Origin of the sequence: Francisella halioticida (assembly GCF_002211785.1) — a bacterium.
GTDB classification, from domain to species: domain Bacteria; phylum Pseudomonadota; class Gammaproteobacteria; order Francisellales; family Francisellaceae; genus Francisella; species Francisella halioticida.
Genome location: NZ_CP022132.1, coordinates 1,787,078 through 1,809,464 on the forward strand (window position 1 = coordinate 1,787,078; position 22,387 = coordinate 1,809,464).

Genomic DNA, 22,387 nt, shown 5'->3' on the forward strand with positions numbered 1-22,387 from the left:
GCTGTTTAAAAAATAATCCTTTTAAATTCAAGCTCTTCTAAAAAGTCTTTAGCTTGCAATAATTGACCTTCATTAAATACCCTAACATCATTTTGCATTAATAAGCTTGCAGCAACTCCAGAGCCTTGAATCTTATTACTATTAAAGGTTCCATCATATATTTGCTGATTACCACAAGACGGACTATTTTTCTTTAAAATAGCAATTTTAATAGAGTATTTCTTAACCAACTTTAAAGCAGCTTCTGCTCCTTTTATATATTCAGTAGAAAAATCCTTACCTCCTTTAGATAAAACTTTAGCCCTACTTGCTAACACTGCTCTACCATCACCACCAATAATCTCACAAGCAGATCTAGGAATTGACAGTCCACCAGCAATCTCAGGACATACAAACACTAATCGATCCTCATCTACCCAGGTTTTAAAAACCGTATCTGTAACTAAGTTGCTCCCTCCATCATACCTAACGTTATATCCTAGCAAACAACTACTTACTAATATCTTATTTACTTTAAAGATCCATATCTCCTGCGCCTTGCCTTAGAATTTGATATGGTAACCCCAGCATTTCTACAACAGTTGTTGATTTATAACCACAATAATCAGACTCTATAACTGCATCAATATTATTCATGACTTGATCATCAATTTCAGAACAGTCAGTAACTACATGTTCTTGTCCTGGAAGAATAAATGTACTAATAACTAAAGGTTCTCTAATCTCAAACGAGACCGCTTGTGGTACATAATGCTCACTAACTCGTATTCCTACAGTATTTTTTGATTTAGTAACAAGCAATGATGATACTTTTTTTGTAGCATTTAAAATAAATGTATATGGACCAGGAGCATGTCTTTTTAACAACCTATAAGCATTATTATCAACTTTTGCATATTCAGATATTTCAGATAAATCTTTACACGAAAGTGTAAAGTTATGACTATTATCTAAATCTCTTATTTTTATAATTTTATTAATTCCTTTCTTTGATTTCATCTTACAAGCCAAAGCATAGCCAGAATCTGTTGGGATAGCTATAACTCCATCATTTTCTAATATATTTCCTATGCCCTTTAACTCTAAATCATTATTACCATAGCTATATAATTCAATTAATCTCTTCATAATCTTTACAACAACCGTTATACTTCTAAGACATTATACAATACTTACTGTTAATAAAAATGAATAAAATGATTAATGATTTGCTTCCAGCAATCGTTTTTTTTACCGTTTATAAAGTTTATGATATATTTTTTGCTACTGCTGCTCTAATTATAGTAACATTGGCTCAAGTTACTTGGCAGTATATTGCTCATCGCAAAGTAGCTAAAGCGCAGATCACTATTGCAATACTTGTTGTAATCTTTGGCAGTGCAACACTCTATTTCCATAATGAAGAGCTTATAAAATGGAAAGTGAGCATTATCAATTGGTTGATGGGGATTGGCCTAATAATAACTACATACACCATGAAAGAAACCCCAATGCAGAAAATTCTTAAAGAAACTATTGATCTTAAAAAACACAAATGGAAAGAAATCAATAATATGTGGGGAGCTTACTTTACAGTCCTTGGCACATTAAACTTATTTGTAGCATACTTTTTTTCTACAAATATCTGGATGAACTTTAAACTCTTTGGCTTATTAGGAATAACCTTTGTCTTTTTAATTATCCAATCACTTTACTTATCTAAACATATTAAAAGATAATTTTAATTTTTAGTTTGCAAAGAATTCTTTTACAAATGTATAATAACATCACAATAATAAAAATTTAGACAAATGAGCGAAAATAACTCTGAAATTAATGGCACTATTATCTCTAAAAAACCTGCGTGTTCATATAAAAGCTTTTTAGGGTGTGCTTCTTTAGTATTTATATTAGCTATTTTTAGCATAGCAGAATTAGCTATAATGGTAGGTATTTTTATAGTATTTATGTTTTTTTATGCTGTGATAGCTATATTTGGAGGAATATATTTACTCTTTCTTGTTGCAATGAAAATCTCTAAACATTTCAAAGAAAGAAGAAAAAACTCTAATAAACACTAGCCTATCATTTTTTTACTAGACCTGCCGCATAAGTACGTGCGCCTATCAAGCCAACATCAGTATTTGTTATTATATGAATTGGAAAATCTTTCATCATATTCGATATTCTGCCTTTATCTCTAAACTTCTCTAAGAATTTACTTTCTTTTATTTGCTTGATAAGTCTAGGGGCTATGCCTCCAGCAATATACAATCCTCTGAAAGGAAAGCTTGTAAGAGCTAGATTCCCCGCTACAGATCCATAAATACTCAAAAATATATCTATTGTTCTTAGTGCTGATGGCTCTCTATTTTCAGTAGCATACTTAACAATAACAGCTGCTTTATCTGAATCTGAAACACTAAATAACTTTCTTCTTAGTTGCATACATTCAGGCTGATCATATAAAGGAGTACGCACAACATATTTATAAATATTATAAATCCCATAACCACTACAAAATCTCTCAGGAGATATTCTATGAAAAGTCTTACGCATAAATTTGAATAACTCAACTTGCTCATCATCAACTGGAGAAAAATCAACATGGCCACCTTCTGTCTTATAAACTCTAGGAGCATGTTCCTTATCATAGCTGACCAAGCACATTCCAAGCCCTGTACCAGCACCTACAACAGCACAAAGAGTATCTTCATCTTTTTGACCATCCTGAATAGTCAAGATATCTTGTTCCTTATCAAGAGACTCTATCCCATAACCTATTGCCTCAAAATCATTTATTACTTTGACCATGTTTTTATCTATACCTAAACTTTCTGATATGTATTGCTCAGAAACCATCCATGGCAAATTAGTAACCTCTACTTCTCCATTTGATACAAACCCTGCAACAGCTAAGCATGCTGAATCAATTTGACCAGTTAAATCAACTTCTGAGAGAAACTTCTCAATAATAGCTGATAGGCAATTATAGTTAGCCCCCTTATATTTTTTTATAGCTATACTTTTAATTACACCATCCTCTAAAAAAGAAACTTCTAACCTAGTATTAGTTCCACCAATATCTCCCGACAATATATACATTCTTATACTCCTATTTAGTAGTATCTTGCCAATACAAATAAATCATATTCTGCTATAATGAAGCAATAACCTAACTATTATAATTTTTAGTTTAAATGTCTAAAGAAAATAAAACAACTGATTTTGGCTTTGCAGAAGTGCCATGGGAAGAAAAACAAAAAAAAGTTGCTGGAGTATTCCATTCAGTAGCAGCTAAATACGATTTAATGAATGATTTAATGTCTTTTGGCATACATCGTATTTGGAAAAAACAAACTCTCTCAAAGACTGCTGTTCGCAAAGGTGATAAAGTCCTAGACCTTGCTGGAGGAACTGGTGATTTGGCATATAAGTTTTGTCAAATGGTTGGCCCACAAGGTAAAGTTGTTTTAAGTGATATTAACTCTTCTATGCTAGAAGTAGGTAAAGAAAAACTTACTAATAAAGGTTGTGTTGGCAATATTGAATATATCCAAGCTAATGCCGAATCTCTGCCTTTTCCTGATAATTACTTTGATTGTATAACAATCTCTTTTGGTCTTAGGAATGTCACAGATAAAGCAACAGCTTTGGCCTCTATGTGTCGAGTTCTAAAACCAGGAGGTCGTCTTTTAGTTTTAGAGTTTTCTAAACCAATTGTGCCTTTACTTTCAAAAATTTATGATGAGTACTCTTTCAAAGCATTACCATTTTTGGGGAAAATTATTACCCAAGATGCTAAAAGCTATAAATATCTTGCTGAATCAATACGTAAGCACCCAAATCAAGAAACTCTAAAGCAAATGATGTTTGATGCAGGGTTTGATAATGTTGAATATCAGAATATGACTGGTGGAGTTGTAGCATTACATATTGGATATAAATATTAAAATGATACAAACAATAAATAAAGCTCTTAGCTTTTTGCCAAAACTTGACCCTCAAGTAAACGCTTTAATATCTCCTTTAAAAGACAAATCTCTAAGTGTGGTTATTACTGATCTTAATTACAACATTTCTCTAAAGATAAAAAATAATAATCTGTATGCTTCAGATGAGTTAACAAGCAATATTTTAGAAGGAAAATTAGCTTATATTCTTGAACTTGTCTTTAATAAAAATTTACAAGAGTTAATAATTGCTGAAAAGCTTGATTATCAGGGCAGTCTAAAAGATCTAAATGAATTCAATACATTTCTAAATGCTATTGATATAGACCTGATTTATAAGATATCTAGTTTAACTAGTCCAGAATTTGCTAGTATTATAGCTAAACCTCTTGATAAGATCAAAGAATACTTAAAAACCTCACGCCAAGAAACCGTTATAGATATCAAAGACTACTTAACAGAAGAAAGAGAAACTTTGATATCTCAAAATGAAATAAATATTTTATACAAACAAATACAAGAGTTAAAACAAGCTACTGATATAGTAGAAGCAAAGCTAAAACTATTACAAGGCTCATAATATGATTAGAAAGTTTTTAAGACTTATATACATCTTTTATATTATAAATAGATACTGCCTACTTAATGAGCCAGTTCAAGCTACAAATATAAAGCTATTGAAAGTGTTACTCTTACTTAATCCTTTTTATTATTCAAGAAAAATTCGTAAGCTAGAGCATGGCATCCGCATTAGAGAAGCATTAGAGAAACTAGGACCAATATTTATTAAATTTGGTCAAGCGTTATCTGTCAGAGCAGATTTACTTCCTCCAGAAGTTATAAAAGAAGTTGCTAAACTCCAAGATAATGTGCCCCCATTTGATAGTAATATAGCAGCGCAACAAATTGAAAAAGCTACTAAGCAACCTATTAGTAATATTTTCAAAAATTTTGATAGTTCTCCTCTAGCATCAGCATCAGTCGCACAAGTTCATAAAGCTACTCTTGAAAATGATGATGAAGTAGTCGTTAAAGTATTACGCCCAGGAATTGAGAAAATTCTAAAACTTGATACCTCTTTGATGCTAATACTTGCCCAAGCTCTAAATAAACTAAGAGAAATTCGCCGCTTTAAACCGATAGAAATTGTCAAAGAGATTAATCAAAGCTTTTTTGATGAACTTGATTTAGTTCGAGAAGCATCAAATGCCTCACAAATTCGTAGGAATTTTGAAAATTCACCTATACATTATGTGCCAAAAATATACTGGAAATATACTAGCTCTACGGTGATGATGATGGAAAGAGTTGGTGGTGTACGGGTATCAGACATAGATACATTAGACTCTTTAGGAGTTGATCGTCGTTTATTAGCTCAACGAGGTGTTGAAATATTCTATTCACAAGTATTTGATAACTGTTTTTTTCATGCAGATATGCACCCTGGCAATATGTTTATTGATGCTTCAAATCCAGCAGATCCTAAATATATATCTATTGATTTTGGAATTGTTGGAACTTTAAATCGTGATGACCAGCGCTATCTAGCAGGCAATTTCTTGGCATTTTTTAAACGTGACTATAGAAAAGTTGCTGAGCTACATATAGAGTCTGGTTGGGTTCCTAGCGACACACGTGTAGATGTCTTAGAGTCTGCTGTTAGAACTGTATGTGAACCTATATTTGAAAAGCCTATGAGTGAAATATCATTAGGATATACCTTAATGCAACTATTCTCTGTTGCGCGTCGTTTTAATATGAATATCCAACCACAGTTAACTTTACTACAAAAAACTTTATTCCATATTGAAGGCTTAGGACAAAAGCTTTGTCCAGAGCTTAATATCTGGGAAACTTCTCGCCCCATCTTAGAAAGATGGATGAAGGAGCAGATGGGGCTACGCGGCTTTTATCATCGTTCCATTGAAAATATGCCAAGAGTTAGTGACAAACTACCTGAACTTCCACGTATGGTTTTTGATATATTGCAGCAAACACAAACAAACCAAAAGCAAATAACTTCAAATCAGCAAAATACTTCTTTAAAACCAAAGAAAAAACATAACTTTGCATTAGCAACTGGAATTATTCTAACAGGTCTAGGGATTATATACACCTTGCATAACAACTTATCACCTCTAGTTAAATTACAAGGCTTTATCGAAAGCCATACTACTGGTTTTATAGTAACTGGTATAGCATGCTTAATTTATTATGGTTTCAAAAAGGAGAAATAAATGTCTGATTGTATTTTTTGCAAAATCATTGCTGGTAAAGTCCCATGTAAGAAAGTTTATGAAGATGAAAATGTATTAGCATTTCATGATATTAGTCCAGTAGCAGATGTACATATTCTAGTTATTCCTAAAAAGCATATTACTAGTTTAAATGCGTTATCTGCTTCAGATGAAAGTTTTATTGGCAAATTTATGCTGGGCATCCCTAAAGTCGCTAAAGAAATGGGGCTAAAAGGATTTAAAACTGTATTTAACACAGGTAAAGAAGGTGGACAAACTGTTTTTCATATTCATGCCCATATTCTCGGTGGTACTATTCATTCCATACCACAGTAATTAATTTCCTAAGCTACAAAAAAAATTCATAACAATAGGAAATGAACCATTCACAGATCCATCTAGCCTAATGTAATCTAGCTCCAAAATTTATTGTTACTACGCTCATTATCACTACTACTCCAATAGCTATTTTTTTTTATAATATTTGATCTTTCAAAAATATTGTTTAATTTATTGGGGTAGTATATATTTCCTGATAATAAATCTTTTTGAAACTTAAATTTCTGCAAAAGATATTTAACCTCTGCAGAATACTTAAGTAAGTGATAATAATCATACTCTTGACCTAAATTAATTTCTTGTTTTTCAAAATTCAAATGTTTTAGTAAATTATCAAAACAATAATTACAAATAATATCATTTGAACTTTGTTTACATAAAAGACAGTTTTGTTTAAAAAGAAATTTATCACTAATAAACATATTTACTTATAAAACTCTTTAGTCGCTCTATTTTAGGATCTTTATAAAAAACACTCATAATCACCAACTAGTTTTCCTAGATACTTGCCTTCAACACATTAATAACAACTTAATTGCTATTTTTGTTACTCCAACAAAAATTCTGCAAGAATATGATCCATCCTATTAATCTAGAACAATTGTTAACTTCATTTTCCATTATATCTTTATATTAACTTAGAGTCATACAACTTATGTTGAATGTTCCCTTTTCGTATTATAATAAATTTAAATATACTTAAATATTGAAGGTTTGATTTACTTTCTAATTTGATATTTTTCATCAGTATAGATGGCTCTACTTTCAGTAGTCCCAAATTAATAAGCTTAAATTTTTAAAGTTAATAGGCTCTCGTTTCCTATTTTAATAAACTAATACCTTTTATAGAGATAAAAAAACCATTACAATCACATCAACAAAATTAAATTTTAAAAAACATGTTTAACTACAATCTTTTTTTGCATCACTTATCAAATAGAAGAGTTTACCAAACATCATTTATAAAAAATGAAATTGCTCAAAGACTCTTAAAAAGACTTGATTTTATCAAACTTAATCCTATAGTAATTCTAGTTGAAGGCTATCAAGATAGCAATTATCTAAAAACATTAAAAAATCGTTTCTCAAATGCAAAAATTTATAGCAATCAAAATTCTCAGCAAAAGTTTGATATTATAATATCAAACTCTACTATTCATTTAACAGATAACTTAACTCAAGAATTAGAAAATTATTATGAATTGCTAAACAATGATGGAATCTTACTTTTTTCAACTTTCGGAAATAAATCTTTTGCTTCCATAAAGCAAGCCTTTGCAGCAGTAAGCAATAATAAACATACCAACGATATGATAGATCTATTGACGTGGGGAGATACTTTACAATCTAGTAGATATAAAAATCCAGCTATAGAATCAGATTTAATTATATTTACCTATGAAAGCACAAGTACCCTTTTTGAAGATATTAGAGCACTAAATGAGCCTCTTGCTGATACAACCATGCATAAAGGCTTAACAGGTAAAAAACTATGGAACAACTTCAACACCCAATTTAAGCAAAATTTACAGCTAGAAATAGAAGCTCTATATGGTTATGCAATACGTAAAAATGATGATAGTTTAAAACCTCATACAAATCCAAATAGAGTAAGTCTAGATGAACTAAAAGATCAAATAGCTAATTTTAAAAAAACTAACAATACATAATAGCCATAGTTGATAACTGTTTCCAATCATAATCTGGACATTGTGTTGGTTTTTTAAGAGGCTGACAATATGTACTCCAAGTACCTCCTCCATAAGTTTTCATAATCAAACATTTTTTCAAGCGTTTATTTTGACCTGTTAAAGCCCCAACTATTGTGACATCTTCAATTGAGTAGCCATCAGATAATTTATACTTAGAATTATCACTACTATTATCTATTTCATTAAATGAATTATCTATTTGCTTCGAAGTCTTTATATTATCCAAAAGTGTTTTATAGTTTTTCATTTGATAAGCATCCGCATCATTGTAACCATGGGCTTCTTTTGTAATATAATCTTTTGTTGATTTCCCCTGATAAGTTCCATAAGAGTCTTTAAAATCTTTACTAATTTCATCTTGACGGTTTAAAATATCGCTAGCTGCCTTAACATCTTTTTGCATAGATGCCTTCTTATCTTTCTTTACCACAACATGTTTATTAACATGTTTATTAATTTGTGTTATTCTTTTTGTAACTTCTTCATCTGACGGTTTATTAGCTTCACCATCAGCCAATATTTTCTCTGCATTTGCTAGAAGTGCATCATAACTGGCATTACTAGTATCAACCATAATACTTAAACCATCATCATAACTCTGCGTACTTGATTGCTTAGATTTAGCTTGAGCCTTACCAGTATTATTTTTCAGCGTAGATTCTTTACTAGCTGTGGTATTGACTATCTCTTGCTTAGTTTGAGTAGCATTAGAGTCAGCAAAAGCAGTGCCATAATTTAGAGACGCAGTAACTAAAAGAAATATAATTTTTTTTCTCATAATTAAATAAAAAACTTTTTCTTAAGCAAAGTATATTAGATATTAAACATATAAAAAAGTATTTTATATAATACTTTAAATAACTATCTGTTCCTCATGAAGCTCTATATTATAATATTCTAAAACCGTATTTCTTATAAATTTAATAAGTGCAATTATATCCTTGCCTGTAGCATTACCATTATTAACAATAATACCGCCATGTTTAAGTGAAATTTGTGCATCACCAATCATTTTACCTTTAAGCCCAAGCTCTTCGACCATAACACCTACAGGCATATTTGCTTGAGGTCTTTTAAATACACTTCCTGCCGTAGGTTTTTGTGGTAAATTAGATAGTCGACGTGAATAAATATCGTCTAATTTAGCTTTAATCTCTAGTTTTGATTTTTTTTCAAATTCAAATTTAGCAGACAGTATGCAGATATTATTATCATTTTTGAACATAGAATATCTATAGCCATATTCTATATTTTCTTTTTTATACTCTACTATTTTTTTCTTGTTAAGATCTAAAACTCTAATACTTCTAACATAGGTGTAAATCTCATCGCCATAGGCTCCTGCATTCATAATTAATGCCCCACCTAAGCTTGCTGGAACATCATAGAACGTCTCTATACCACTTAATCCAGCATCATAGGTTGCTAATGCAAGATCTTGTAGCAAAGCTCCCGCTTGAACATCAACACAACTATCAGAAATATTAAATGAGTTAAAGTTCTTACAGAAGATAACAAAAGCTATTTCATCATTATAATACTCTTTAGAAAAAATTATATTACTACCATTACCAAGAAAAAACATATTTTTATGTTTATCTACAATATTAAGCAATTCAGTTTCATTTTCAGGAAAGTAAACATGTTTTGCAAAAGATCTAATTCTGTAAGTGTTATATTTTTCTAAGGATATATATTGTGACATTACTTACCTAAATATTATTATCTAATATCTCTATTTTCATAAAATGAGACATATTCTCTATAAGATCATTATACCCTCTAAATATCTGATGGACATTATTTATAGTAGAAAACTCATCAAGTAATGACCCTGCCATCAAACAAGCCATCCCAGCACGTAGATCTTTTACACTCATAACTGCTGGACGAATATTCCTAAGACTTTTAACTGGTTTTATCTCAATTAAATTATTATCTATGGAAATATCAAATCCCATTTTACGGATTTGGTACACATAATTAATTCGCTCAGGATAAACAGTATCTTGAATAGTGCTACAGCTATTTGCCATAAATAACATTACGGCATATATAGGCTGTAAATCTGTTGGAAAATGAGGAAAAGGAGCTGCTATAATATCAACTCCTTTAATATTACTTTTTTTACCAAAGAATTTTAATGTCTTATCTTTTTGATCATATTCCCATTTAGCTGTTGAATTAGTTAGTTTCTCTAAAGGTTTTGTAATATTATATGTATTTTTTGTGTTTATATTTGTAATAGTTACATTTGTCTTATATAAATATGCCATAGCTGCATAAGTCATGGCCTGAATACGATCAAAGATTATCTCAAAATCACAACCCAACAACCTTGCAACACCTAGTATTCTAATTTTTCGACTCTCAATATCAAACTTAATATTAGCTCCACATTTATTTAAATAATCAATTAATGTGACAACTTCAGGTTCTAAAGCAACATTTTCAAGAATAACCTCAGAATTGCCAATAACTGCATACATAACTAAATTCATAGTTGCTCCAACAGATGGAAAAGGCATCTTAAATTTAGCATCCTTTTCTTCTTTATAGACAACTTCTATATGTTCTTCTGCTAATGTAACCTTAGCACCTAATGCTTCTAGCCCTTCTAAATGAATATCAAAAGGTCTTTTTTCGCTAAAACTACACCCTCCAGGAAATCCAATTTTTACACACCCCTTTTTCTTTAACATAGAGCCTAAAAGCATCAAAGAACAACGAGTTTTTGAAGTCATTTCACCACATAGTTCTAATGTTTGCATTGATATTTTAGTTGTATCAATTGTTACATCTTCACCATTTTCAGAAACATCTGCACCAACACTTTCAAGTATTTCTTTTGCACCCTTATAATCCAACAAAGTTGTTGGAACATTACTAAATGTAGTTTTTGTATCAGGAATTAAGCTAGCAAATATTAAATGTAGTAAAGCATTTTTTGCACCACTAATATTTATTGTTATTTCATCAGCAATGTTATTTAACTTTTTTACTCTTACTGCTTTCATCTTTTGATCTCTTATTTTTTCTAGTCGCAAATGGATTCTCTGACTGCTTAAACTCAAATACTATAGGAGTTCCTCTAAACTCTAAAGCCTCTCTAAAGAAATTTTCTAAATATCTCTTATAAGAATGTGGTAGCTTACTTAATTGATTACCATGTATAACGATTACTGGAGGATTATGACCACCTACATGAGCATATTTTAGTTTGATTCTAAACTTACCTACCACTGGTGGTGAATGGGCATCTATAGCAAGTTGTAATAACTTTGTAACATCTGCTGTAGTTATTTTCTTATTAGCGCACTCATAAGCTGTTTCTATAGACTCAAAAACGTGACCTACATTTGTTCCATGGAGAGCTGATATAAAGTGAATATCTACATAATCTTGTAGGAAATATAATCTTCTTTTTATATCTTCTTTAACTTTATTACGGTCCTGCTCTGTCATGCCATCCCATTTATTGACAGCCAAAACAAGCGCTCGACCATTCTTAATTGCAAAATGTATCAAACTTAGATCTTGATCTGATATACCTTGTCTAGCATCAACTATAGCTACTACAACGTTTGAATCTTGTATAGCTTGTAAAGTCTTAACTACTGAGAATTTCTCTAATGTTTGTTTTATCCTACCTCTTTTACGTACACCAGCAGTATCAACTATAGTATATTTTCGGCCATGTCGCTCAAACGGAACACTCACGCTATCAATAGTTGTTCCAGGCATATCAAACACCACAACTCTATCTTCACCAAGCATCCTATTTGTAAGAGTTGATTTGCCTACATTAGGCCTACCAATCAATGAGTAATGAATACCGTGACGCAATTGCTCCTTATGCACACCCGTTTGTGTATAGTCTTGATAATAATCATTTAAAGGTTTTTTTAGAAACTTATCTACTAATTTTTGAGTATTTCTACGATGTGCCGCCGATATAGCAAAGACTTTGTCAAATCCAAAACTATAAAACTCTGACATCGCAGCTTCTTCATCCACACCATCAACCTTATTAACTACAACTATGACTTTTTTATCCCTTTGACGTAATAAGTTAGCTACATACTGATCACTAGCTGTTAGTCCAGATCTACCATCTACTATAAAAAATACTAAATTGGCCTCATCTATAGCCATCTCAGACTGTTTAGCCATAAACTCATCAAAGCCTGCATCCTGATCTGATATACCACCAGTATCAACTACCAAATAATCAAGTCCATCATATTTTGCTTGACCATATTGACGATCACGTGTTACACCTTCAAAATCAAAAACTAAAGCATCTCTAGAATTAGTAAGTACATTAAATAATGTTGATTTACCAACATTAGCCCTACCTACTATAGCAACTAAAAAAGACATATACGTCCCATTTCTTTTATAATTTTATATATTTAACGCTAATATTACTCTATTTAGATCATTTTATAAAGCTAGAAAATTTAATCAAATATTATGTAACATAATCAATACTATGAAATTTTTATTAAAAAATACTAATAACAAAGTATAGCAATACTAGAAGAGTAGGAAATTTAAGTTAACCACTGAAAAATTAAATTTTAAAAACCTATAGAAAACACATGTATTATTAACAATAATGATATACCTTATAAGTCTAATACTGCTACAAGATATGTTCTTGATAAAAACAAATAAAATTAAACATATACTGACATATCAAGAGTAAACGTATTCATATATTGACCATTATATAATTTTTGATATGAATATTCTGGACCAAATAAAACGTTATTATCAAAGTACGCTCTGTTTCCACTAACAATGAACTGTTCTTTTATACCTGAAGTAGTACTATTTCCATTAATAGGAGAGGCCGATAGACTCATTGGTATATTTGCAGCATTATATGATTGACCATAAGAAACACCGAAACTGGTATTTCTACCTCCTAAAACTAGTGAATAGTTGGCTGCACCATACCATGCTCCTGCAAGAACATCATTGCCATCGCCATTAAAGTTTGATGAATTTGTAGTTGTTGACCAACCTGCTCCTAAATTCAAAAATCCATTAAAGATCCCATAAGTCAAGTTGGCATCAATATTAAATGCGCCTATTGGCGTTGCTGAGGAAAGCTTAGTATTGGTTAAATAATCTCCTAATGAACTATTATCTGCGCCGGCCATATTATAAACATAACCTACGTTAAAAGCACCAATTAGATTTTCTGTCCAACTATCCACATAGAATAAGCCGGCTGAGACGTCTGCTGTCTGATCATCTGCACCAAATACAGAAACGTTGGCGTTCCATACTTCACTCTTATAATTGACCGAAACATTTGTAACTGTTCCTGGAGCTAAAAAGTCTGTAATACCAGAGGTCCATGGACCACCACCACCATATGTACCAACAGATAGCTTACTTCTACCCGCTGTTACAAAGAAAGGTGAGGTATCCAAGTTACCAAAAATCACAAAAGCATTACCTAAGCTAAAGGTTCCTGACTCATCTGTATCAAAGTCAAACTGCGCTGTTACATAATGACCAAGGTTTGACAAGAAAAATAATTTTGCATTTGTTAGATAAATATTTTGTCCATTGCCAGCTATATTAGTAGATGCATTACTACTACCAAACCAAGCTTGTGCATCTGCCTCAATGAAACCACCAAAGAAAACTGAATAATCATCAAACTTTTCTCTTTGACCTAATAATGTTGAAGCAAAAAGATTTGATGAAATCTGTCCAATAGGGATACTGTTGTTACCAGAATATGAACCTAAGAAAGTAACCTGACCTTGAGTAGTAATTGCTGGAGCTCCACCAACGTCAATACCACCATTTTGGTTAAATACTCCGCCTAATGACTTGTTGCCTAAGTCAATTATTGAGTTACTGGCATTAACATTTTCCATAATATCTGAAGCACTTTGACCACCGACTAAAGTCTGACTAAGATCTCCACTAGTTATTGTTTCAGGTGAATTAGGCTTATTGTCATACACTTTTCTACCATATGTGGAAAACTCTGAATCATCGCCAGACATATTTTTAACTTCATTTTTTTGTGCTTTTATTTGTTGTAACTGTCCTTGTAACTGTTGAACTTGCTCTTGTAATTTCAGCAAGAGCTCTTTTTCATTGAAATTTTGAGTACCTTGTTTTGAGCTTGATGATTGTGATGCTTTTGAACTAGTTTTTTTTGTAGTATTTGTGGTTGAAGTGTTATTGAGATTTTGATCTCCAATACTTGTCGCACCTAACGGACCTCCTTGAGAGACAACGTCAGGGGAGCTCTCTGAGTATCCAGAACTATAGCCAACTAATATACTACCAATTAAAATACAGCTTTTTCTTAACTTTCGTATCACAATTATACTTTTCCTCACAACGTATCAAATCTAAATATTAACGCTAACATTAATATCCACAATAATTTAAATAAAGTTAAGGCTAATTGCCTTAAATATTAATTTTATGTTTGTAGCATATTAAATTTAACATTAAGTTATGATTCTAGCATGAGATAAAATATTTTTTCAAGAGATTTTACAGTAGATAAATAATGTGAAATTTAAGTATATAGATTTAAAATTCTTAGTTAATCTGTCAACTAAATTGGCATATAAGGTGCATATGTTGGAGTCCATGAAGATAAGTTGATCAGTCTATTAATCTCATCATCAAGCTCTTCTGAGGTTAGATCTTCTAAATCAATATCAACACCATGAACATCTTCTAATATCGCTTGTTTTGCTACAGCTTTTGTAATTTCTTTACTTACTCCAACCAGATCTGAAATATGTGCTAATAATGGTCGTGTTATATCTTCATTAATTACCATTGGAGATAATTCACTCAATCTATAGCAAGCTGCTCTAATCATCCCATCAGTTAGAACCTTAGCATGAACAGCAACAGAGCCAAGACCTAATCCTGGGAATATAAATGCATTGTTACCTTGAGATATTCTATATTCTCTACCATTATACTCAACATCGGCAAAAGGACTTCCTGCAGCTATTAAAGCTCTTCCTTCTGTCCACTTGATAATATCTTCAGGTAATGCCTCACAAAGAGACGTTGGGTTTGATAACGGCATTATAATAGGATAATTACTATATTCAGCCATTGTTTTGACAATTTCTTCTGTAAATGATCCTGGCTGGCCAGATGTACCAATTAGAATATCTGGTTTTGAGTTTTTAACAGTTTCTTCTAGAGTTATATAATTAAAATCCTCAACATTCCAACTATCTATTTCATCACTTATCTTAACGAAAAGTTTCTGCTCAGGAGTAATTCTTTTTGCTCTTAGCTTATCACAAACTAAACCATACCTATCAACAAGATGAATACTTTTTCTAGCTTTTTCAATTGTAATTCCTGCCCTATCAGCTATCACATCAGCAAGCTGTCTTGCAATACCGCAGCCAGCACTACCAGCACCATAGATAACTATTTTAAGGTCACAAATACCACCAATAGCTTCCTCTTCTGTTAGATCACCTGAATTAACTCTGATTGTCATCGCTGTTTTAACTGCGGCTATACAGTTAGCCGCAGCTACAATACCTGTACCTTCAATATCATCATTAAATGTACACAACCTTTCTTTATATTTATCCAATATACGGGTAGCATTATCTCTTCCTAAGTCTTCCCAGTGCAAAAACACATTAGGGAATCTTGCTTTAACTTGAGTAATAAACTCTTCTATAAACTCATCATATGTTTCACCAGAAACCCTTGGTAAACGCACACCTAGATAGCCAGGAGCTGCAAGTAAATCATCATTATTTGTTCCCATATCAAGCTGCACAGGTAAAACTCTTGCAGGATCTATGCCGCTAGCAGCAACATAAACCATAATCTTACCTATACTAATATTCATACCACCAATACCTTGATCACCAATACCAAGAACTGCTTCACCGTCTGTTACAAGAACTAAATCAATACTATTATATTCATATCTTTCTAAGATTCTCGAAATATATCTCTTATGATTGATTGATATAAAAAGACCACTTTGTTTCCTAAATGAACTACTATATTTTTGTACTGCCTCACCTACTGTTGGAGTATATATAATGGGCATTATTTCTTCTATATTCTCACGTACAAAGTGATAAAAAAGAGTTGTATTTAGATCATTGAGCCTATTTAAAAAAACATATTTTTCCAATGAGCTCGGCTTAAGATCAAGCTGCCTTCTAACCCTTACAGCCTGTTCCTCTAGATTTTCTACTTTTTCTGGAAGATATCCAAGAATATCAAACGCTAGCCTTTCCTCCTGGCTAAAAGCAACATCCTTGTTCAAAACCCTATTATTAAGTAGTTGCCTACTTGTAAGATTTGTTTCAATCGCAAAAACCTTACCACTTTTATTTCGTAACTTTCTTATTCTCTTTACACGTCTTTCCATGACAAAACCACTTAAAAATATCCTATACAAATATAATGACAAACTTCTAACTAGTTAGTATCTAACAGTAGTTGCATTTTTTCAACAAAAAATGAATACTATTAGGTTATTATACTCCCTATAACAGAAATGGCTTAAAACTATCTTTTTATAATGAAAATTATCACAAGCTTTAAAAAAATCAAGAACCCTAAACCTTCTGCTGTAGCCATAGGATCTTTTGATGGTGTACATTTAGGACATCAAGCAATCATACAAAAATTAATATCCATTGCTGAAAAAAATCAACTACAGCCTTATATTTTATTTTTTGAACCATTACCAAAAGAGTTTTTTCTCAAAGAGAATGCCCCTACTAGAATTTATGATTTTCGAAACAAGATCATAAATCTACATAATCTCGGCTTACAAAATATTATATGTCAAAAATTTAACTCTAATTTTGCTAATATTGAAGCAGAAGATTTCATCAAGGAATATTTAATAAAAAAATTAAATACAAAGCATATTATTGTTGGTGATGATTTTAAATTTGGAAAAAAACGTAAAGGTGACTATAACCTTTTAAAAACATTTTCAACAAAAAATGATTTTAAAGTAGATAAGGTTTCTAGTTTAAATCTAGATAATCATCGTATTAGTAGTAGTCAAATACGCCAAGCTATTATCGAACATAATTTAGGTCAAGCCAGTAAGCTTTTGGGAAGATCTTTAAAAATCAACTCCAGAGTTATACATGGACAAAAAAATGGTAGAAAAATTGGCTTTCATACAGCAAATCAAAAATTACCAAAAAATTCAGCTCTTAAAGGCGTATATTTAACAAAAGTGTTTTTTAATAATGGTGAGAGCTTTTATGGAGTCTCTAATGCTGGAACTAGGCCAACTGTAGATGGCAAGAACAACCTTCTAGAAACTCATATTTTCAATTTTAACAAAGATATTTATGGCCAGTACATTACTATAGAAATTATAGACTTCATCAGAGAGGAAAAAAAATTTAAATCTTTTGAAGAACTAAAATCTCAAATCTCAAACGACATTAAAGTAGCAAAAAATTTAATAAGTACATTGTAGACTCTTAACATAACTATCTTTGTACATTATAATTTATGTTTATGTAATTTTTTTAATTCTCAATATTAACTTATTTTTAAATACCTAAGGAATTCAGATGAGTGACTATAAAGACACGTTAAACCTTCCAAAAACATCTTTCTCAATGAAGGGTAACTTAGCAAACAAAGAACCGATGATTCTTAACAAATGGGAAAAACAAGGTATTTACAAAAAAATTAGAGAGCATTTTGCTGGACGTGATAAATTTGTCCTTCACGATGGACCTCCTTATGCAAATGGTAATATCCATGTTGGCCATGCTGTAAATAAAATTCTAAAAGATATAATTGTAAGATCTAAAACATTAAGTGGTTATGATGCTCCCTTTATTCCAACGTGGGATTGTCATGGACTACCAATTGAACTACAAGTTGAAAAAAAATACGGTAAAGCTGGTCAAAAAATTTCTGAAGATGCATTTCGCAAAGAATGTCGTAAATATGCAAAAAAACAAGTTGAAGTTCAGAAAAAAGACTTTAAAAGACTTGGTGTTTTAGGAGAATGGGAGAAACCATACCTAACAATGAACTTCGACTATGAAGCTAATATGATTAGAACTCTGGCTAAAATAGTGGGAAATGGCCATCTAAGCAAAGGATTTAAGCCTGTGCACTGGTGTACTGACTGCGGATCAGCCTTAGCTGAGGCTGAAGTTGAATACGCAGATAAAATTTCTCCTGCTATTGATGTGAAGTTTAAAATCAAAGATCAAGCTAAATTAGCTGAAGCATTTGGATTAGATTCTCTAAATCATGAAGCTTTTGCTATTATTTGGACTACTACTCCATGGACATTACCAGCTAACCAAGCTATAGCTGTACGTAATGATCTAAATTACAGCTTAATTAAAATAGATGATTTTTATATAATTCTTGCAGAGAATTTAGCAGAGCAAACCCTTAAAAGATATGCTATAGAAGGTGCTAAAATAGTAGCCTCTTCTACTGGTGAAAATTTAGTAGGGATTATAACTGAACATCCTTTTTATAGTCGTCATGTACCAATTTTACATGGTGATCACGTAACTGATGACTCTGGTACTGGGATGGTTCATACAGCTCCCACGCATGGTGTGGAGGATTTTACTTTAGGTAAAGAGCATAACCTATCTATGGAAACTTTTGTTAAAGGTAATGGTTGCTATAGTGACAATACTAGACTCTTTGCTGGTGAGTTTATTTTCAAAGCTAATGATAGAATTGTGGAGCTCTTAGGTGAGAAAAAGCGCTTAATGAACTTTGATAAAATCAAACACAGCTACCCTCATTGCTGGCGTCATAAAACTCATCTTATGTTTAGAGCTACACCACAGTGGTTTGTTAATATGGAAAAGGAAGGTTTACGTGATAAAGCACTAAAGGCAATTAAAGAAACTAGCTGGGCACCTAGTTGGGGACAAGCTCGTATCGAAGGAATGGTTAGAGATAGACCTGACTGGTGTATATCTCGCCAAAGAACTTGGGGAGTACCTTTACCTCTGTTTATTCACAAAGAAACCGAAGAGCTACACCCAAATACTATTGAAATATTACATAAAGTAGCAGAAAAAATAGAAAAATGTGGCATTGAAGCATGGTTTAATGCTGATGATAGTGAGTTTATATCAGAAATAAATGAATATAAATCTGTCAAAGATACTTTAGATGTTTGGTTTGATTCTGGCTCATCTAGTATGTGCATCTTAGATATCGACAAACGCCTTAGCTATCCTGCTGACTTATATTTAGAAGGTTCTGATCAGCACCGAGGCTGGTTCCAAACATCACTATTAGTTGGTATATCTGCTAAAGGTAGTCAGCCATATAAAGAAGTATTCACTCATGGGTTTGTTGTCGATGAGCATGGCCGTAAGATGTCAAAATCTTTAGGAAATGTAACCTCTCCTCAAGATATTTATAATACACTCGGTGCTGATATTCTACGTCTTTGGACTGCCTCAACTGACTATAAGAGTGAAATGGCAGTTTCTGATCAGATTTTAAAAAGAACAGCTGATACTTATCGCAGACTGCGTAATACAGCAAGATTTTTACTATCTAATCTAAATGGCTTTAACCCTGAGACAGATATTATCGAATTTGATAAACTAGTAAAATTAGACCAATGGGCTATTGCTAAAGCCAAAGACTTCCAAGATAAAATCATATCTGCTTATGAAAAGTATCAAACTCACACAGTAGCTCAACTAATACATCACTTCTGTTCAGTTGAAATGGGAAGTTTCTATTTAGATATTATCAAAGATAGACAGTACACTGCAAAAGCTGATGGCCATCCGCGTAAATCTGCACAAACAGCAATCTATCATATTGTTCATGCATTAGTTAGATGGATGTCTCCAATACTATCATACACAGCTGATGAAATATGGCAAGCAGTGCCAAAAACAACTGATTTACCTATACAACTATGTGAATGGTATACAGAACTTAAATCATTTAAACCAAATGATGAGCTAAACCTAGACTTCTGGACAAAAATTCAGGAGATTCGCTCAGAAGTTAATAGAGTATTAGAAATCAAAAGAAATGAAGATATTATCAAAGCATCTCTAGAAGCACAAATAACTCTATATGCAGATGAAGAAAAATATACTCTTCTTAGTAAATTACAAAATGAGCTTAGATTTCTATTAATATCTTCTAAAGCAGACTTAAGGCCTTTAGAAGAAAAATCTAAAATCTCAACTGAGGCTCACATCCCAGGTTTATTTATTGATATTGATAAAATAGAGGAACCTAAATGTGAAAGATGCTGGCACCGCAGCCCCACAATTGGTCAAAATAATGAATATCAAGATATTTGCAGCCGCTGTGTTGAAAATATTACGACAGAAACTGGAGAATCTCGTGAATTTGCTTAGGCCTAAAGTAAAGTACTTTATTTTAGCAATTATTATTATAGTTGCTGATTTATACACTAAACATCTGGCTAATACTTCTTTAGAGTTTGCTCAGCCAGTTAAGATAACTAGTTTTTTTAACTTTACCCTTTTATATAATCATGGTGCAGCATTTAGCCTTCTAAGTAATGACCAAACATCATGGCAAATGGTTATGTTTTCAATAATCTCGTTAATAGCAGCGATAGTTCTGATTTATTTAATTATCAAACAATCTCCTGATGAAAAGCTTAACTTATTCGCTTTTTCACTTATTTTAGGTGGTGCATTGGGTAACTTTTATGATCGTGCTTTTAGAGGATATGTTATTGATTTTTTAGACTTTCATATTGGAAATTATCACTGGCCATCATTTAATATAGCTGATTCTGCTATTACATGTGGAGTTATTCTCCTAATATTAGCATCTTTATTTAGTAAGAGAAAATCATAAAGTCTTTTTATAATTGTGATAAAATTGGCGAGCTTTGAACTTGTTTCCACTGTAAGAGATGTTATAAACAGTTTGCTGCAAGCGAGAATTTTGCTGCATTAACACACCTATATATTTAAGGTCTGGCATAGGCTTATTAACTTCTGCAATCACTGTCGCTGTCAGCGGAAGCTTCTCGTTAAACATAATAGTATAACCATTATCTTTTAAATAGCTAATAAGCTTATCGTATCTTTTATCAAAATCATTGCTTCCGTTAAGATCGATAATTTGATCTGGGTAATTTGCAACCAGGAAATCAACACCTTCAACATCATTTGTATGCTTTGAATACTCAACGGGTTTAACTTCACTATATCTAGTCAGCTTTTTATAATGCACAATATTATCTTCTATACCATCCCCAACAGTGGCACACGAGCTTACAACCAACGAAACTAAGCACATTGCCAAAACTTTCTTGATCATTCTCTTTAAAAGCAAGATATCTAATATCAACAATTATAACGGCAAAGTCTATTTTTTAATACTCTTATCAATCCAAATTAATTATAAAAACTTTTAATTTAAGACTGAAGTTATTTATAATAAAATATTTAAAACAAAAAATTGCAATTCATATCAACAAATGTCAAAAGCCTCAAATACAAAGCGCTGGATGCAAGACCATACTTCTGACTTTTACGTTAAACAAGCAAATAAATTAGGTTATCGTAGCAGAGCAAGTTTTAAAATCCTTGAAATACAAGATAAATATAAAATCTTTAAATCAAATATGTTTGTGGTTGATCTTGGTGCTGCTCCAGGAGGCTGGTCCGAGCAAATAATAAAATATATTGGGAATGCTGGAAAGCTCATTGCTTTAGATTTACTAGAGATGTCTCCTATTGCTGGTGTTGATTTTATCCAAGGTGATTTCTCAAGTGATAAGACTTATGAGAAATTAAATGAACTTGTCAATGTACAAAAGATTGATTGTATAGTATCAGATATGGCGCCCAACCTAAGTGGTAATAAAACCTCAGACCAAGCAAAATCAGTATACCTTTTAGAACTCGCTCTAGACTTTGCAAATACAAATCTTAAAATGAATGGAACATTTGTAGCAAAAGTTTTCCAAGGACAAGGTAGTGATGAATACTTAAAATTAGTTAAAGAATATTTTAGTAAAGTAACTCAGTTTAAACCTAAATCATCAAGACCTAAATCGAGAGAATTTTATATAGTAGCAAGTGGTTTCAAAAGGTAATGTTCCCATCAAGCATTTTAAAGAATATCTCCTAAGATAAACAATCTA

The 22,387-nt window shown here is 31.8% G+C and carries 21 protein-coding genes and 1 pseudogene; 11 read left to right on the plus strand and 11 right to left on the minus strand.

Annotation, left to right across the window (positions count from 1 at the left end):
- Positions 1-5: 5 nt before the first annotated feature.
- Together CDV26_RS09480 and CDV26_RS09485 are read right to left on the minus strand one after the other, a co-directional pair.
- The gene (locus CDV26_RS09480; RefSeq protein ID WP_245806433.1) at positions 6-485 is read right to left on the minus strand and encodes a 2-thiouracil desulfurase family protein; all 480 of its coding nucleotides are present in this window, start codon (positions 483-485) and stop codon (positions 6-8) included.
- A 28-nt stretch (positions 486-513) separates the two neighbouring features.
- The gene (locus CDV26_RS09485; protein WP_088773071.1) at positions 514-1,128 is read right to left on the minus strand and encodes an L-threonylcarbamoyladenylate synthase; all 615 of its coding nucleotides are present in this window, start codon (positions 1,126-1,128) and stop codon (positions 514-516) included.
- A 59-nt stretch (positions 1,129-1,187) separates the two neighbouring features.
- Here CDV26_RS09485 and CDV26_RS09490 point away from each other — a divergent pair, with 59 nt between their 5' ends.
- Together CDV26_RS09490 and CDV26_RS09495 are read left to right on the plus strand one after the other, a co-directional pair.
- A complete protein-coding gene (locus CDV26_RS09490; protein WP_088773072.1) occupies positions 1,188-1,718 on the plus strand; it encodes a septation protein A in 531 nt (176 codons plus the stop codon).
- A 72-nt stretch (positions 1,719-1,790) separates the two neighbouring features.
- Positions 1,791-2,060, plus strand: a complete 270-nt coding sequence (locus tag CDV26_RS09495) for a hypothetical protein (RefSeq protein ID WP_088773073.1) — start codon at positions 1,791-1,793, stop codon at positions 2,058-2,060.
- Between the two features lie 4 nt (positions 2,061-2,064).
- On the opposite strand, the gene glk is transcribed toward CDV26_RS09495, so the two are convergent.
- A complete protein-coding gene (gene glk / locus CDV26_RS09500) occupies positions 2,065-3,084 on the minus strand; it encodes a glucokinase (RefSeq protein WP_088773074.1) in 1,020 nt (339 codons plus the stop codon).
- A 95-nt stretch (positions 3,085-3,179) separates the two neighbouring features.
- On the opposite strand from glk, the gene ubiE reads away from it, so the two are divergent.
- The 4 genes from ubiE to CDV26_RS09520 are packed head-to-tail and all read left to right on the plus strand — an operon-like array spanning position 3,180 to position 6,505.
- The gene (gene ubiE / locus CDV26_RS09505) at positions 3,180-3,932 is read left to right on the plus strand and encodes a bifunctional demethylmenaquinone methyltransferase/2-methoxy-6-polyprenyl-1,4-benzoquinol methylase UbiE (RefSeq protein WP_088773075.1); all 753 of its coding nucleotides are present in this window, start codon (positions 3,180-3,182) and stop codon (positions 3,930-3,932) included.
- Position 3,933: 1 nt separating this feature from the next.
- Complete coding sequence (locus CDV26_RS09510) at positions 3,934-4,512, plus strand: ubiquinone biosynthesis accessory factor UbiJ (RefSeq protein ID WP_088773492.1); 579 nt, start codon at positions 3,934-3,936, stop codon at positions 4,510-4,512.
- Position 4,513: 1 nt separating this feature from the next.
- Entirely contained in the window at positions 4,514-6,169 is a 1,656-nt protein-coding gene (ubiB, locus tag CDV26_RS09515) for a ubiquinone biosynthesis regulatory protein kinase UbiB (RefSeq protein WP_088773076.1), read from the plus strand.
- Positions 6,170-6,505: a histidine triad nucleotide-binding protein gene (locus CDV26_RS09520; protein ID WP_088773077.1), complete on the plus strand. Its 336-nt coding sequence runs from the start codon at positions 6,170-6,172 to the stop codon at positions 6,503-6,505.
- A 185-nt stretch (positions 6,506-6,690) separates the two neighbouring features.
- On the opposite strand, the pseudogene CDV26_RS09525 reads toward CDV26_RS09520, so the two are convergent.
- Positions 6,691-6,930 (minus strand): annotated as a pseudogene (locus CDV26_RS09525) (ComF family protein); the annotation flags it as partial.
- A gap of 477 nt (positions 6,931-7,407) precedes the next feature.
- Between CDV26_RS09525 and CDV26_RS09530 the strand changes: the two are divergent.
- A complete protein-coding gene (locus CDV26_RS09530; RefSeq protein ID WP_088773079.1) occupies positions 7,408-8,178 on the plus strand; it encodes a methyltransferase domain-containing protein in 771 nt (256 codons plus the stop codon).
- Here the strand turns inward: CDV26_RS09530 and CDV26_RS09535 are convergent.
- The 6 genes from CDV26_RS09535 to CDV26_RS09560 all read right to left on the minus strand — a co-directional run bounded on the left by CDV26_RS09535 (position 8,165) and on the right by CDV26_RS09560 (position 16,636).
- Positions 8,165-8,998 carry a hypothetical protein gene (locus CDV26_RS09535; protein ID WP_157671577.1) on the minus strand — a complete coding sequence of 278 codons (834 nt, stop codon included), beginning with the start codon at positions 8,996-8,998 and terminating at the stop codon, positions 8,165-8,167. The genes CDV26_RS09530 and CDV26_RS09535 overlap by 14 nt on opposite strands.
- 75 nt (positions 8,999-9,073) lie before the next feature.
- Entirely contained in the window at positions 9,074-9,925 is an 852-nt protein-coding gene (gene murB / locus CDV26_RS09540; protein ID WP_088773080.1) for a UDP-N-acetylmuramate dehydrogenase, read from the minus strand.
- A gap of 7 nt (positions 9,926-9,932) precedes the next feature.
- Positions 9,933-11,237, minus strand: coding sequence for a UDP-N-acetylglucosamine 1-carboxyvinyltransferase (locus tag CDV26_RS09545; RefSeq protein ID WP_169709731.1), 1,305 nt, complete (start codon positions 11,235-11,237; stop codon positions 9,933-9,935).
- Positions 11,206-12,603, minus strand: a complete 1,398-nt coding sequence (gene der / locus CDV26_RS09550; RefSeq protein WP_088773082.1) for a ribosome biogenesis GTPase Der — start codon at positions 12,601-12,603, stop codon at positions 11,206-11,208. The genes CDV26_RS09545 and der overlap by 32 nt, the downstream gene beginning before the upstream one ends.
- A gap of 299 nt (positions 12,604-12,902) precedes the next feature.
- The gene (locus CDV26_RS09555; RefSeq protein WP_088773083.1) at positions 12,903-14,579 is read right to left on the minus strand and encodes a DUF3573 domain-containing protein; all 1,677 of its coding nucleotides are present in this window, start codon (positions 14,577-14,579) and stop codon (positions 12,903-12,905) included.
- A 242-nt stretch (positions 14,580-14,821) separates the two neighbouring features.
- Complete coding sequence (locus CDV26_RS09560) at positions 14,822-16,636, minus strand: NAD-dependent malic enzyme (protein WP_088773084.1); 1,815 nt, start codon at positions 16,634-16,636, stop codon at positions 14,822-14,824.
- Positions 16,637-16,789: 153 nt separating this feature from the next.
- On the opposite strand from CDV26_RS09560, the gene ribF reads away from it, so the two are divergent.
- The 3 genes from ribF (at position 16,790) to lspA (ending at position 21,090) form a co-directional block, all read left to right on the plus strand.
- A complete protein-coding gene (ribF, locus tag CDV26_RS09565; RefSeq protein ID WP_088773085.1) occupies positions 16,790-17,713 on the plus strand; it encodes a bifunctional riboflavin kinase/FAD synthetase in 924 nt (307 codons plus the stop codon).
- A gap of 97 nt (positions 17,714-17,810) precedes the next feature.
- Positions 17,811-20,618 (plus strand): isoleucine--tRNA ligase, encoded by a 2,808-nt coding sequence (ileS, locus tag CDV26_RS09570; protein WP_088773086.1) that lies wholly within the window; start codon positions 17,811-17,813, stop codon positions 20,616-20,618.
- A complete protein-coding gene (gene lspA, locus CDV26_RS09575) occupies positions 20,605-21,090 on the plus strand; it encodes a signal peptidase II (RefSeq protein WP_088773087.1) in 486 nt (161 codons plus the stop codon). Before ileS ends, lspA begins: the two co-directional genes overlap by 14 nt.
- On the opposite strand, the gene CDV26_RS09580 is transcribed toward lspA, so the two are convergent.
- Positions 21,085-21,558 (minus strand): hypothetical protein, encoded by a 474-nt coding sequence (locus CDV26_RS09580; RefSeq protein ID WP_088773088.1) that lies wholly within the window; start codon positions 21,556-21,558, stop codon positions 21,085-21,087. The genes lspA and CDV26_RS09580 overlap by 6 nt on opposite strands.
- A gap of 160 nt (positions 21,559-21,718) precedes the next feature.
- On the opposite strand from CDV26_RS09580, the gene CDV26_RS09585 reads away from it, so the two are divergent.
- On the plus strand, positions 21,719-22,339 hold the full coding sequence (locus CDV26_RS09585; RefSeq protein ID WP_088773089.1) for an RlmE family RNA methyltransferase: 621 nt from the start codon (positions 21,719-21,721) through the stop codon (positions 22,337-22,339).
- The last annotated feature ends 48 nt before the right edge of the window (positions 22,340-22,387 follow it).

Coding starts and splice junctions, on each gene's coding strand:
- CDV26_RS09520 (WP_088773077.1), top strand. CDS start 6,170: ATGTCTGATTGTATTTTTTGCAAAATCATTGCTGGTAAAGTCCCATGT.
- murB (WP_088773080.1), bottom strand. CDS start 9,925: ATGTCACAATATATATCCTTAGAAAAATATAACACTTACAGAATTAGA.
- ribF (WP_088773085.1), top strand. CDS start 16,790: ATGAAAATTATCACAAGCTTTAAAAAAATCAAGAACCCTAAACCTTCT.
- CDV26_RS09485 (WP_088773071.1), bottom strand. CDS start 1,128: ATGAAGAGATTAATTGAATTATATAGCTATGGTAATAATGATTTAGAG.
- CDV26_RS09560 (WP_088773084.1), bottom strand. CDS start 16,636: ATGGAAAGACGTGTAAAGAGAATAAGAAAGTTACGAAATAAAAGTGGT.
- CDV26_RS09585 (WP_088773089.1), top strand. CDS start 21,719: ATGTCAAAAGCCTCAAATACAAAGCGCTGGATGCAAGACCATACTTCT.
- CDV26_RS09580 (WP_088773088.1), bottom strand. CDS start 21,558: ATGATCAAGAAAGTTTTGGCAATGTGCTTAGTTTCGTTGGTTGTAAGC.
- CDV26_RS09495 (WP_088773073.1), top strand. CDS start 1,791: ATGAGCGAAAATAACTCTGAAATTAATGGCACTATTATCTCTAAAAAA.
- der (WP_088773082.1), bottom strand. CDS start 12,603: ATGTCTTTTTTAGTTGCTATAGTAGGTAGGGCTAATGTTGGTAAATCA.
- CDV26_RS09530 (WP_088773079.1), top strand. CDS start 7,408: ATGTTTAACTACAATCTTTTTTTGCATCACTTATCAAATAGAAGAGTT.
- CDV26_RS09490 (WP_088773072.1), top strand. CDS start 1,188: ATGAATAAAATGATTAATGATTTGCTTCCAGCAATCGTTTTTTTTACC.
- CDV26_RS09535 (WP_157671577.1), bottom strand. CDS start 8,998: ATGAGAAAAAAAATTATATTTCTTTTAGTTACTGCGTCTCTAAATTAT.
- CDV26_RS09510 (WP_088773492.1), top strand. CDS start 3,934: ATGATACAAACAATAAATAAAGCTCTTAGCTTTTTGCCAAAACTTGAC.
- CDV26_RS09545 (WP_169709731.1), bottom strand. CDS start 11,237: ATGAAAGCAGTAAGAGTAAAAAAGTTAAATAACATTGCTGATGAAATA.
- glk (WP_088773074.1), bottom strand. CDS start 3,084: ATGTATATATTGTCGGGAGATATTGGTGGAACTAATACTAGGTTAGAA.
- ubiE (WP_088773075.1), top strand. CDS start 3,180: ATGTCTAAAGAAAATAAAACAACTGATTTTGGCTTTGCAGAAGTGCCA.
- ubiB (WP_088773076.1), top strand. CDS start 4,514: ATGATTAGAAAGTTTTTAAGACTTATATACATCTTTTATATTATAAAT.
- ileS (WP_088773086.1), top strand. CDS start 17,811: ATGAGTGACTATAAAGACACGTTAAACCTTCCAAAAACATCTTTCTCA.